We start from the raw sequence: 11,718 nt of genomic DNA on the forward strand, positions 1-11,718 counted from the left end.
TCCTGTCGTGGCCGACGCCGCGTCTACAGGGAGGAAATGGCATCGGGCAACGGCAAGCCGATCGTCTCGGCCAGCGCACCGTCGCGCACCAGCGCGGTGGCGGCCAGCATGTCCGGATGGAAACAGCGGTCGTCCTGCAGCGTCGGCACCTGCGCGCGCAGCAACGCGCGCGCCGCCTCCAGCGCGGCGCTGGAGCGCAGCGGCGCGTGGAAGTCGCAGCCCTGCGCGGCGGCCAGCAGTTCGATGCCGACCACGTTGGCCGCGTTCTCGGCCATCGCCAGCAGGCGCCGCGCGCCGTGCGCGGCCATCGACACGTGGTCTTCCTGGTTGGCCGAGGTCGGGATCGAATCGACGCTGGCCGGGTAGGCGCGCTGCTTGTTCTCCGACACCAGCGCCGCGGCTGTCACCTGCGGGATCATGAAGCCGGAGTTGAGCCCCGGCTTCGGGGTCAGGAACGCCGGCAATCCTGACAGCGCCGGATCCACCAGCATCGCCACGCGGCGTTCGCTGATCGAGCCGATCTCGCACACCGCCAGCGCCAGCATGTCGGCGGCGAAGGCCACCGGCTCGGCGTGGAAGTTGCCGCCGGACAGCGCCTCGCCGGTATCGCTGACCACCAGCGGATTGTCGGACACGCCGTTGGCTTCGATCGCCAGCGTGGTCGCGGCCTGGCGCATCACGTCCAGCGCCGCGCCCATCACCTGCGGCTGGCAGCGCAGGCAGTACGGGTCCTGCACGCGCACGTCGTTGTCGCGGTGCGAGTCGCGGATCGCCGAGCCGCGCATCAGCTCACGCAGCGCGGCGGCGGTGGCGATCTGCCCGCGCTGGCCGCGCAAGGCATGGATGCGCGGATCGAACGGGGTGTCCGCGCCCTTCGCCGCCTCGGTGGACAGCGCGCCGGCGACCAGCGCGGCATGGAACACGCGTTCGATCTCGAACAGGCCGGCCAAGGCGTAGGCGGTGGAGTACTGGGTGCCGTTGAGCAGCGCCAGCCCTTCCTTGGCGCCCAGCGCCAGCGGCTGCAACCCGGCCTGCGCCAGCGCCTGCGCGGCGGGCATGCGCCGGCCGCCGACGAAGGCCTCGCCGACGCCGATCATCACCGTGGCCAGGTGCGCCAGTGGCGCCAGGTCGCCGGAGGCGCCGACCGAGCCCTGGCACGGCACCACCGGGATCACGTCGTGGCGCAGCAGCGCTTCCAGCAGCGCCAGCGTGGCCGGGCGCACGCCCGAAGCGCCCTGCGCCAGGCTGGCCAGCTTCAGCGCCAGCATCAGCCGCACCACCGCCACCGGCATCGGCTCGCCGACCCCGGCCGCATGCGAGAGCACGATATTGCGCTGCATGGTGTCCAGGTCCTCGCGCGCGATGCGCACGCTGGCCAGCTTGCCGAAGCCGGTGTTGATGCCGTACACCGGCGCGCCCTTGGCGACGATCGCCTCCACCGTCTGCGCGCTGCGCAGCACCGCCTCGGCGCAGGCCGGATCCAGGCGCACGCCGGCACCGCGGTACACGGCGCGCCACTGCGCCAGGCTCACTGCGCCCGGGCACAGCACGATCCGGTTGCTCATTGTCCCCTCCAGATGCGCGCATGCAGTGGGTTGAAGCCCATGCGATAGACCAGTTCGGCCGGTTCTTCGATGTCCCAGATCGCCAGGTCGCAGTGCAGCCCGGCGCGCAGCCGGCCGACCTGCGCATGGCGTCCCAGCGCGCGCGCCGCTTCGCGGGTGAAGCCGGCGATGCATTCGGCCACGGTCATGCGGAACAGCGTCGCCGCCAGGTTCATCGCCAGTAGAGGGCTGGTCAGCGGCGAGGTGCCGGGATTGCAGTCGGTGGCCAGCGCGCGCGGCACCCCGGCGGCGCGCAGCGCGGCGATCGGCGGCAGCTGCGTGTCGCCGGTGAAGTAGAACGCGCCCGGCAGCAGCACCGCCACGGTGCCGGCGGCGGCCATCGCGGCCACGCCCCTGTCGTCCAGATACTCGATGTGGTCGGCCGAGCACGCGCCGTAGCGCGCCGCCAAGGCCGCGCCGCCCTGGTTGGACAGTTGCTCGGCATGGATCTTCAGCGCCAGGCCGTGCCGCTGCGCCGCCTGGAACACCTGTTCGGTCTGCGCGGGGGTGAACGCGAGGTGTTCGCAGAACACGTCCACCGCCTCGGCCAGGCCCAGCGCGGCGACCTCGGGGATCATCCGTTCGCAGACTTCGTCGATGTAGGCCTGCGCCTGCACCCCGGGCGGCACCGCATGCGCGCCGAGGAAAGTGGGCGCCACCGCCACCTGGCGCAGTTCGCCCAGGCGCCGCGCCACCCGCAGCAGGCGCAGTTCGTCGTGCAGGGTGAGCCCGTAGCCCGACTTGATCTCCACCGTGGTCACGCCCTCGGCCAGCAGCGCGTCCAGCCGCGGCAGGCTGGCGGCGAGCAATGCGGCTTCATCGGCGGCGCGGGTGGCGCGCACGGTGGCGACGATGCCGCCGCCGGCACGGGCGATGTCGGCGTAGCTGGCGCCGAGCAGGCGCTGTTCGAACTCACCGGCGCGGTTGCCGGCGTAGACCAGGTGGGTATGGCAGTCGATCAGGCCCGGGCCGATCCAGCGTCCGCCGCAGTCGACGCTGCGCTGTACGGCCAGCGGCGCCGGCAGCGCCGCGGCAGCGCCGGCGTAGACGATGCGGCCGTCGCGGCAGGCGATCACGCCGTCGCGGATCAGGCCCAGCCCGCCGTCCTCGGCGTCCAGTGTCATCAGACGGGCGTTGTGCCAGAGCGTGTCGCAGGGCATGGTCACGGGCGGGCTCGTCGGTTATTTTGTATATACAATATTGTGGTCGACAGAAGGTGTCCAGTGCAGACCGTGGCGCAGCAGCAGGCGGGCGGAAACGAAGGGACCAGCGGTTTCTGGTGCGCGCAGGCGCTGCTGTCGGAGGGCTGGGCGCGCGACGTGCGGATCGAGGTGCGCGGCGGGCGCATCGTCGCGGTGCAGTCCGGCGTGGCCGCGGCGCGCGGCGATCACGCGCTGGCGATCGCCGTGCCCGGCCTGGGCAACCTGCACAGTCACGCGTTCCAGCGCGGCATGGCCGGGCTGACCGAAGTCGGTGGCCGCAGCGGCGACAGTTTCTGGAGCTGGCGCGAGCTGATGTACCGCTTCCTGCAGCGGCTGGACCCGGACAGCATGCAGGCCATCGCCGAGCAGGCCTACGTGGAGATGCTGGAGGCCGGCTTCACCCGCGTCGGCGAATTCCACTACCTGCACCACGCCGCCGATGGCCGGCCGTATGCCGACCGCGCCGAGATGGCGCAGCGCCTGGCCGCCGCCGCGCGGACCAGCGGCATCGGCCTGACCCTGCTGCCGGTGTTCTATGCGCATGCCGATTTCGGCGGCGTCGCGCCGCACCCGGCGCAGCGGCGGCTGCTCCACGACGTGGACGGCTACGCCGAGCTGCTCGACGGCAGTGGCCGCGCGCTGCGCGGTCTCGACGACGCGGTGCTCGGCATCGCCCCGCACAGCCTGCGCGCGGTCACCCCGGGCGAACTGGCCGCGCTATTGCCGCTGTGCGACGGCCCGGTGCACATCCATATCGCCGAGCAGACCCGCGAGGTCGCGGCCTGCCTGGCCTGGAGCGGGCAGCGGCCGGTGCAGTGGCTGCTGGCGCATGCGTCGGTGGACGCGCGCTGGTGCCTGGTCCACGCCACCCACGTCGAGGCCGCCGAAGTGCAGGCGGTCGCCGCCAGCGGCGCGGTGGTCGGGCTATGCCCGATCACCGAGGCCAATCTGGGCGACGGGCTGTTCCCGATGCGCGCGTTCGTCGATGCCGGCGGGCGCTTCGGCGTCGGCTCCGATTCCAACGTGCTGATCGATGCGGCCGAAGAACTGCGCCTGCTCGAATACGGCCAGCGCCTGCAGTTGCGCGGGCGCAACGTGCTCGCGGGCGACGCCGCGCAGTCCAGCGGCCGTTTCCTGTTGCAGTCCGCGGCGCAGGGCGCGGCGCAGGCGCTGGGCGTGGCGCAGGGCCTGCGGGCGGGCGCGCCGGCCGACCTGGTGGAACTGGATCCGGCGCATCCGGCGTTGTGCGCGCGCCACGGCGATGCGTTGCTCGACAGTTGGATCTTCGCCGCGCGGCGTGGCGCGGTGCGTTCGGTCTGGCGCAATGGCCGCGAGCTGGTGCGCGACGGCCGCCATCACCGCCGCGATGCGGTCGCCGCGGCCTACGCACGGGCGCTGACTGGGCTGCTGGACGCGTGATCCGGCGCCGCCACGCGGCCGCGCAGGCGCGCCGATGAGCCGGCCCCGGCCCGCCGCGACGCTCAACCAGCGTATCCGCCGCGATATCGAAGGCCGCATCCGCAGCGGCGAATGGCCGCCCGGCCATCGCATCCCGTTCGAGCACGAACTGATGGCGCAATACGCCTGCTCGCGGATGACGGTCAACAAGGTGCTGGCGCTGCTGGCCGACGCCGGCATGATCGAACGCCGGCGCCGCGCCGGCTCGTTCGTGGCGCGGCCGCATCCGCACATGGAACAGGTGGCGCTGGACATCCCCGACATTCCGGTCGAGGTCGCCGCGCGCGGCCATGCCTACCGCTTCGAACTGCTCGAACGATGCCAGCGCGCGCCGCGCGCCGAGCCGGCGCAGGAGGCCGGGGTCGCCGCCGCCGGCACATTGCTGGCGCTGCACTGCCTGCACTACGCCGACGGGCGTCCGTTCGCGCTGGAGGAGCGGGTGATCAATCCGGTGGCGGTGCCGGAAGCGCTGCAGATGGATTTCGCGGTCGTCGTGCCCGGCAGCTGGCTGCTGCAGCAGGTGTCGTGGACCCGCGCCGAGCACCGCATCAGCGCGGTCGGTGCCACTCCCGCGCAGGCGGCGCGGCTGCAGGTGGCCGCCGGCGCCGCCTGCCTGCTGATCGACCGGCAGACCTGGCGCGGCGAGCAGGCGGTGACCTTCGTGCGCCAGGTGTTCCTCGGCGACACCTACGACCTGGTGGCGCGGTTCTCGCCCGGCACGCGCTGAGTCGGCTGCGACGGGCGCAACGTCCTCGCGCCGGCGCCGCTCGATGCTGCGCCGCCGCACACCGCACGCGTGCACCGTACCCCGGCGTGCGTTTGTCCTGCCTGCCGCACTCTGGCAAGTTAGCGTCCAGGACGGGGCGAGGGGCCGCGGCCGCACAACGAGGGATGGTTGGGCATGACGTATTTCGTGACGGGCGCCACCGGTTTCATTGGCCGTTATCTGCTGGCCGACCTGATGCGGCGCAAAGGCCTCATCCACGTCCTGGTCCGCAAGGAGTCGCAACGCAAGTTCGACGCGCTGATCCGCGAGCAGGGCTGGGACGCCAAGCGCCTGGTGGTGCTGCATGGCGATGTCGGCAGCGATTGCTGCGGGCTGGGCGAGGCGCAACGGCAGGCGCTGCGCGGCAAGGTCAAGCACTTCTTCCACCTCGCGGCGCTGTACGATCTCGCCGCCAAGGCCGAGGCGCAGCGCGTGGCCAATCTCGACGGCACTCGCCATGCCCTGGAGCTGGCCGCGCAGATCGGCGCCGGCATCTTCCACCACACCAGCTCGATCGCGGTGGCCGGGCTGTACCCGGGCATCTTCCGCGAGGACATGTTCGAGGAGGCCGAAGGCCTCGACGATCCCTACCTGCGCACCAAGCACGATGCCGAGGCGCTGGTGCGCGCGGAAACCCGGATCAAGTGGCGCATCTACCGCCCCGGCATGGTGGTCGGCGATTCGCGCAGTGGCGCGATCGACAAGATCGACGGGCCTTACTACTTCTTTCCGCTGATCAAGAAGCTGCGCCAGCTGTTGCCGCCGTGGGCGCCGGTGCTCGGCATCGAGGGCGGGCGCATCAACCTGGTGCCGGTGGATTTCGTCGCCGATGCGATGGACCACATCGCGCACAAGCCCAGGCTCGACGGCCATACCTTCCACCTCACCGACCCGGAGCCGCTGCGCGTGGGCGAGGTGCTCAACGTGTTCTGCCGCGCCGGCCACGCGCCGGAGATGACCTTGCGGGTGGACGCGCGCATGTTCGCGTTCGTGCCGGCGGGGATCCGCGCCGCGGTCGGCGGGCTGCCGCCGATCCGCCGCTTCATCGGCATGCTGCTGCGCGATTTCCGCATCCCGCGCGAGGTGCTGAAGTTCATCACCTATCCCACCCGTTTCGACAGTCGCGAGACCGAGCGCGCGCTGAAGGGCAGCGGCATCGCCGTGCCGCGGCTGGAGGACTATGCCTGGCGCCTGTGGGACCACTGGGAACGGCACCTGGATCCGGACCTGTTCGTCGACCGCACGCTGAAGGGCAAGGTGCGCGGCAAGGTGGTGCTGATCACCGGCGGGTCCTCTGGGATCGGCCTGGCCACCGCGCAGCGCGTCGCCGCCGCCGGCGCCACCACCATCATCGTCGCGCGCGGCGAGCAGGAGCTGCACGCCGCGCGCGATGCGATGAACGCCAAGGGCGGCAAGGTGTTCGCCTATACCGCGGATCTGTCCGACCTGGCCGGCTGCGATGCGCTGCTCAAGACCGTGCTCGAGGCGCACGGCCACGTCGACGTGCTGATCAACAACGCCGGCCGTTCGATCCGCCGCTCGATCGAGCTGAGCTACGACCGCTTCCACGACTTCGAGCGCACCATGCAGCTGAACTACTTCGGCAGCCTGCGCCTGATCATGGGCGTGCTGCCGGGCATGACCGCGCGGCGCACGGGCCACATCATCAACGTCAGCTCGATCGGCGTGCTGGCCAATTCGCCGCGCTTCTCCGCGTACGTGGCCTCCAAGGCGGCGCTGGACGCGTGGAGCCGCTGCGCGCAGGGCGAACTGTCGGGCAAGGGCATCAGCTTCACCACGGTCAACATGCCGCTGGTGAAGACGCCGATGATCGCGCCGACCAAGATGTACGACAGCGTGCCGACGCTGAGCGTGGAAGAGGCCGCCGACCTGATGGTCAAGGCGATCATCGAGCGCCCGAGCCGGGTGGCGACGCGGCTTGGCATCTTCGCCGCGCTGCTCAACGCGGTCGCGCCGAAGGCCTACGAGGTGGTGATGAACACCGCCTTCGAACTGTTCCCGGACTCGGCCGCGGCCAAGGGCGACCGCAAGGCGCTGCGCGACGCCAAGCCCAGCCAGGAGCAGATCGCCTTCGCGGCGTTGATGCGCGGTGTGCATTGGTGAGGTGGCGTCGGGACTCGGGACCCGGGACCCGGGACCCGGTGGGTCCCCGTTGCGGCATCCGAGCGCTTGATTCGAGATTGGCGGAAACAAAAAAAGCAACCTCGATGGTTGCTTTCTTGCTTTCGGCTTTACGTTTTTCCGGGTCCCGGGTCCCGGGTCCCGGGCCCTCAAAACGTCCTGCATTGCCGCCAGCGCACCGGCTCGTCGCGGTCGGGGCGCGGATTGAGCTGGATGCGGACGGTGCGCAGCGAGGGGTAGCGTTCCACTTCCTTGCAGATCCCCGGCCATACCTGCGCGTCGTCGCCGCTGCGGTCGATCACCAGGGTCATCTGCGTCTGCCAGATGCCGCGGATCACGCCGGGCGTCCTGGCCAGGGCCTTGGACACCGACTGGCGATAACCGGCCTCGGTGGCGGCATCGGGTTCTGCGCTTGCCGGCCGCGCCTCGGCCGCGGGCGCGGCAGGTACAGCAGTCGCGGCGACCGGCGGCGTCCTGGCCGCGGGCGGCGCTGGCGTGGATGCTGGCGTGGCAAGAGCGGGTGCTGGTGCGGGCGTAGCTGGCGCGGGCAGCGTGGCGGCCGAGGCGGCATCGGCGCTGCGCTGCTGCAGCGCCAGCCCACCCAGTCCCACCAGCAGGCCCAGCGTCAGCGCAGCCAGCGTGGCGATCGCGATATGCCGCTGCGCACGCCGGCGGCTGGTGCCGATCACCCCGTCCTCCAGTTCGCTGGGCAGGTAGCGCTTGAGCATCGGCCAGATGCGGCGGCCGTCGAGGATCTCCACCGACTGCTTGCCGGCCGCGGCGATGCCGTCGCGCTGCACCTTGCCCTCGGTGACCAGGATGCCGCCCTGCGCGCCCATCAGCCGCGCCGCGGCGCCCAGTTCGTTGACCGCGGCCGAGCCGATCCGGTAGGCGCGGCCATGCTTGCACGACAGCAGCCAGCGTGCATCGCCGCGGGTCATCACGAAATCGCTTTGCGGTTGCTTGATCGCGTCCGCCTCGGCCATGGCGTCGTGCAGGTCGCGCTGCTCGCGCATCGCACGCCGCACCATCCGCGAGAAATCGCGCCAATGCAGTCCGGCCAGGGCGTGCAGCCCGGCGGTGGTCTCGTTCTCGCGGCGGCGGACCACCCACAGGTAGAGCGTGGCGGCGAGCCATGCTGCAATTGCCGACACCGCTGCCACTATCCAGGAAAACATGCTCGCACCCGCAACGCTTCTAATGACGCCAGTCTATCGTCAGCGTGTCGCAGCGCCGGCAAGGCGGCAGCGGGGGAACGGCGGACAGCAGAGGACCCGCCAGTCCGAAGCCGAGAGGGGAGGGGAGCAAACGGTCTTCAGATGGACTGGCGAGTCCGTCATGATTGTCGGGAAAATATGCTGCCTTGCAACAAAACGTCACTCGGCGGCCGGCTCCGCCCCGGTGTGCTTGCGGCTGGCGCGTTTCGGCGCGGGTGCGGCGCTGGTCACCACCGGACCGGCGCGGCGCCGGGCCGGCGCCGCCTGCTTGGCCGGGCGCGGCTTGGAAGCGGCCGCCTTGGTGGCTTTCTTGACAGGCGCCGCCTTGGCCGGGACCTTGCGCGCGCGGCGGCCAGTGCCGAGATTGCGCAACTCGGCGTTCAATGCGTCCACGCGATCGACCAGAGTGCCGAGGTCTTCGCGGCTGGGTACTTCCAGCCTGCGCAGTGCGCGCTGCACCCGGTCCTCGAACACTTTCTCCAGCCGGTCCCAGGTATCGGTGGCGCGCTCGCGCGCCTGGCCCACGCGGTTCTCCACCGCATCGCGCACTGCGTCGACGCCGCCGCCGGCCAGCTTGCGCGTGCTCTGTTCCAGGCTCACGCCTTCCTTCACCAGGGTCTCGAACAGCTTGCCGCCCTCGGCCCGGGCGCGGCCGTACGCACCGACCCCGGCCAACCAGACCTGCTGCGCCGATTCGCCCAGGCGCCTGGACAGCTTTTCCGCCTGCGCCTGCAGGCCCTCGTCGGCGGCGGCCGTCTTCTTCTTGCGTGCGGACTTTTTCAGGGTGGCCATGACGGTGCGGTTCCTTACGGCAGTTGGGTGGCTGGGCTCGAGACTCGCGGCGTTGGTTAGAGTAATCACACCAGCGCCGGTGCCTCAGTCGGCAGAACGCGGCGGCGGGTGCCGCGTGCGGCGCGTGGCGCGGTGCCCGGCGATGACCTGGTCGACGTCGTCGAGCGCGCGGCGCAGGCGCGCGGTGGTCTCGGTGGTCCGCCGCGGCTGCACGTCCACGCCGTCGAGGAAGGTGCGCTGGCGGTCGTTGAGGATCTGGTGGCGCAGGGCGATGCCGTGCGCGGCCAGCATCGGCTCCAGCGCCTGGGCGTTGCGGCGCAGGTCGGCCAGCGTGTTGCGATAGGCCAGCTGGCACACGCGGTGGCGCGCGGCATAGCTGAACAGATTGGTGAAAAACAGTTCGCTGTTGTCGGCATTGGGCTCGAACACCAGTTGGTCCACCCGCGGGTACTGCCGCGCGTATTTCTCCAGTCCGACCTGCATGCGCGATTGCAGCAGGGTGCGGAAGGTCTGCGACAGCACCGCCGGCAGGCCGCCGCTGAGCAGCCGCGCGCGATCGATCTGGCCGTTGCGGCGCGGCGCATGGGTGGCGTCGTAGGGCACCAGCGGATTGATCCCGATCATCAAGTCGATGCCGCGCTCCAGCAGCGTGGAGGCATGCATCGTGCGCCGCAGCGCGCCGTCGACGTAGTGGCGGCCGCCGATCTCCACCGGTGGGTACAGCCCGGGCAGCGCGGCGCTGGCCTGTACCGCCAGCGAGATCGGCACCTGGTCCAGGCCCGGCTCGCCGAAGCGCACGGTGCGACCGCTGTCCAGATCCACCGCGACCACGAACAGGTCGGCGTCCAGCGCGCGGAAATCGTTGCTGCGGCCGCGCCGGCTGAACACCTCGTGCATGAAGCGCTCGACCCCCGCGTTGTCGAACAGCCCGCTGGGCACCAGTCCGCCGAAGCGCGCGATCAGGTCCGACCAGCGGGTCTTGCGCGGCTCGGTCAGCAGATCGTGCCACCAGCCATAGGCGAGCTTGGGCAGGGTCGCGGCGCGGCGCAGGTACTCGTAGACGTTGGGACGCAGGAAATCCTCCGGCCGGAAGCGCGCATCGTCGCTGTTGCCGGTGACGAAGATCCGGCAGATCTCGGCGCTGCTGATGCGATTGGCCAGACCGGCGGTCAGGAATGCGCCGGAACTGACCCCGACGTAGCAGTCCAGTCGGGTCAGGTCGAGTCCGTCCAGGGCCTCGTCCAGCGCGCGCAGCGCGCCGAGCCCGTACATGCCGCCGATCGGCCCGCCGCCGGCGATGGCCAGGCCGATGCGGCCGTGCGAGCGAGGGCGTGGCGAGGCGCTGTGGAGGGAGAGCATGCGTAGTCCGCTGGAGACGTCGCCCGCAGTGTAGCCCACGGCGTGTGCGCCATCGGCCCGCTTGCGGTCGTACCCCGCTGGCACCATCATCGGCGCCCATGGCGCGCAGCAATCCCGTTCTGGAACGACTCGGCCGCCGTCTGGCGTGGCACCAGGCCGTGCACGATCCGGCGCACGAACCGCGCAACGCGCTGCGCTGGCTGCAGGAACTGCGGCGCTGGCAGTCGCAGCGGCTGGAGCGCAGCTTCGAACACTTCCTGGAAGACCCGCAGCGGCGGCCGGCGGCGATGTTCTTCCTCACCGACGTCTACGGCAACCGCGATTTCAGCCGTCGCGACGCCGACATCGTCAAGGTGCTGCCGATGATGCAGCGGCTGATGCCGGCCACATTGCTGCACACGGTCGCCGACGGCATCGAGCTGGGCGTGCTGACCCAAGCGCTGGATCTGCGCATGGCCCAAGCGCTGCAAGCGCTGGCGCCGCACCGCAAGCGCCTGGACGATGCGCTGTACGCCGAGGCCTACCGGCAGACCGGACTGCGCCGCCTGCGCCTGCGCCAGATCGAGCTGATCGCCAGCGTCGGCCTGGGCCTGGCCGCGGCGGTGCACACGCCGGGCGTGCGCATGCTGCTACGCTTCGCGCGCGGCCCGGCCAGGGCGGCGGGGCTGTCGGAGTTGCAGGGGTTCCTGGAGCGCGGCTTCGACGCGTTTTCCCGGCTTGGCGACGCCGAAGGCTTCATCGGCGATATCGAGACCACCGAGCGCGCGGTGTCGCGGCGCCTGTTCGGCGCACACCCGCAGCCGTTCGCGTTCGACTGAGCGCGCCGCGCCCGGCGCTGCGCTCAGCCGAGCTTTTCGGCCAGCACGCGGCGGATCTCGCTTTCCACCGTGCCTTTCAGCGCCGACAGCAGGAAGCCCAATTCGGCGGTGACGTGCACCTGCTTGGGCAGCAGCGCGATGCGCCCGTCCACGCCGGAGCGCGAGAACAGCAGCGCATCGCCGTCCCAGCGCGATTCCAGGTCGAAGCGTTCCGCCAGCTTCCTGGCGGCGTCTTCGATCGCCTTGCGCGCCTGCGCGGGGGTCTTGCCGTGGTCGTGGCGGATGTCGATGCTGGACATGCTGGCTGGCTCCCGTGCGGGCATGCGGCCCGCGGATAAAGATCAGGCATTGTGCGTATGC

The 11,718-nt window shown here is 71.1% G+C and carries 10 protein-coding genes; 4 read left to right on the plus strand and 6 right to left on the minus strand.

Translation table 11 applies throughout. The annotated features are described in order from the left end of the window. Positions 1–23: 23 nt before the first annotated feature. Together hutH and hutI are read right to left on the minus strand one after the other, a co-directional pair. The gene (gene hutH, locus G4Q83_RS05520) at positions 24–1,565 is read right to left on the minus strand and encodes a histidine ammonia-lyase (protein WP_128419037.1); all 1,542 of its coding nucleotides are present in this window, start codon (positions 1,563–1,565) and stop codon (positions 24–26) included. Further along, the gene (gene hutI / locus G4Q83_RS05525; RefSeq protein WP_128419051.1) at positions 1,562–2,764 is read right to left on the minus strand and encodes an imidazolonepropionase; all 1,203 of its coding nucleotides are present in this window, start codon (positions 2,762–2,764) and stop codon (positions 1,562–1,564) included. Before hutI ends, hutH begins: the two co-directional genes overlap by 4 nt. Before the next feature lie 63 nt (positions 2,765–2,827). On the opposite strand from hutI, the gene G4Q83_RS05530 reads away from it, so the two are divergent. From G4Q83_RS05530 to G4Q83_RS05540, 3 genes are all read left to right on the plus strand, one after another. Further along, on the plus strand, positions 2,828–4,225 hold the full coding sequence (locus G4Q83_RS05530) for a formimidoylglutamate deiminase (protein WP_128419036.1): 1,398 nt from the start codon (positions 2,828–2,830) through the stop codon (positions 4,223–4,225). Positions 4,226–4,259: 34 nt separating this feature from the next. Continuing rightward, entirely contained in the window at positions 4,260–4,991 is a 732-nt protein-coding gene (hutC, locus tag G4Q83_RS05535; protein ID WP_128419035.1) for a histidine utilization transcriptional repressor HutC, read from the plus strand. 174 nt (positions 4,992–5,165) lie between these two features. Continuing rightward, positions 5,166–7,154, plus strand: coding sequence for an SDR family oxidoreductase (locus G4Q83_RS05540; protein WP_128419034.1), 1,989 nt, complete (start codon positions 5,166–5,168; stop codon positions 7,152–7,154). Positions 7,155–7,321: 167 nt separating this feature from the next. Here the strand turns inward: G4Q83_RS05540 and G4Q83_RS05545 are convergent, their stop codons facing one another. The 3 genes from G4Q83_RS05545 to G4Q83_RS05555 all read right to left on the minus strand — a co-directional run bounded on the left by G4Q83_RS05545 (position 7,322) and on the right by G4Q83_RS05555 (position 10,540). Then, positions 7,322–8,350, minus strand: a complete 1,029-nt coding sequence (locus tag G4Q83_RS05545) for a restriction endonuclease (RefSeq protein WP_128419033.1) — start codon at positions 8,348–8,350, stop codon at positions 7,322–7,324. Positions 8,351–8,548: 198 nt separating this feature from the next. After that, positions 8,549–9,181, minus strand: coding sequence for a phasin family protein (locus G4Q83_RS05550; protein ID WP_128419032.1), 633 nt, complete (start codon positions 9,179–9,181; stop codon positions 8,549–8,551). Positions 9,182–9,265: 84 nt separating this feature from the next. Continuing rightward, positions 9,266–10,540: a patatin-like phospholipase family protein gene (locus G4Q83_RS05555; protein WP_128419031.1), complete on the minus strand. Its 1,275-nt coding sequence runs from the start codon at positions 10,538–10,540 to the stop codon at positions 9,266–9,268. Between the two features lie 98 nt (positions 10,541–10,638). Between G4Q83_RS05555 and G4Q83_RS05560 the strand changes: the two genes are divergently transcribed. Further along, the gene (locus G4Q83_RS05560) at positions 10,639–11,358 is read left to right on the plus strand and encodes a DUF8198 family protein (protein WP_128419030.1); all 720 of its coding nucleotides are present in this window, start codon (positions 10,639–10,641) and stop codon (positions 11,356–11,358) included. Between the two features lie 23 nt (positions 11,359–11,381). On the opposite strand, the gene G4Q83_RS05565 is transcribed toward G4Q83_RS05560, so the two are convergent. After that, a complete protein-coding gene (locus G4Q83_RS05565) occupies positions 11,382–11,657 on the minus strand; it encodes a polyhydroxyalkanoic acid system family protein (RefSeq protein ID WP_128419029.1) in 276 nt (91 codons plus the stop codon). Between the last annotated feature and the right edge of the window lie 61 nt (positions 11,658–11,718).

Source organism: Xanthomonas theicola, from assembly GCF_014236795.1.
Lineage (GTDB): Bacteria > Pseudomonadota > Gammaproteobacteria > Xanthomonadales > Xanthomonadaceae > Xanthomonas_A > Xanthomonas_A theicola.

What these genes read in the sequence shown, in the direction of transcription:
- hutC (WP_128419035.1), top strand. Translation starts at nt 4,260, where the DNA reads ATGAGCCGGCCCCGGCCCGCCGCGACGCTCAACCAGCGTATCCGCCGC.
- G4Q83_RS05550 (WP_128419032.1), bottom strand. Translation starts at nt 9,181, where the DNA reads ATGGCCACCCTGAAAAAGTCCGCACGCAAGAAGAAGACGGCCGCCGCC.
- hutI (WP_128419051.1), bottom strand. Translation starts at nt 2,764, where the DNA reads ATGCCCTGCGACACGCTCTGGCACAACGCCCGTCTGATGACACTGGAC.
- G4Q83_RS05545 (WP_128419033.1), bottom strand. Translation starts at nt 8,350, where the DNA reads ATGTTTTCCTGGATAGTGGCAGCGGTGTCGGCAATTGCAGCATGGCTC.
- hutH (WP_128419037.1), bottom strand. Translation starts at nt 1,565, where the DNA reads ATGAGCAACCGGATCGTGCTGTGCCCGGGCGCAGTGAGCCTGGCGCAG.
- G4Q83_RS05560 (WP_128419030.1), top strand. Translation starts at nt 10,639, where the DNA reads ATGGCGCGCAGCAATCCCGTTCTGGAACGACTCGGCCGCCGTCTGGCG.
- G4Q83_RS05540 (WP_128419034.1), top strand. Translation starts at nt 5,166, where the DNA reads ATGACGTATTTCGTGACGGGCGCCACCGGTTTCATTGGCCGTTATCTG.
- G4Q83_RS05555 (WP_128419031.1), bottom strand. Translation starts at nt 10,540, where the DNA reads ATGCTCTCCCTCCACAGCGCCTCGCCACGCCCTCGCTCGCACGGCCGC.
- G4Q83_RS05565 (WP_128419029.1), bottom strand. Translation starts at nt 11,657, where the DNA reads ATGTCCAGCATCGACATCCGCCACGACCACGGCAAGACCCCCGCGCAG.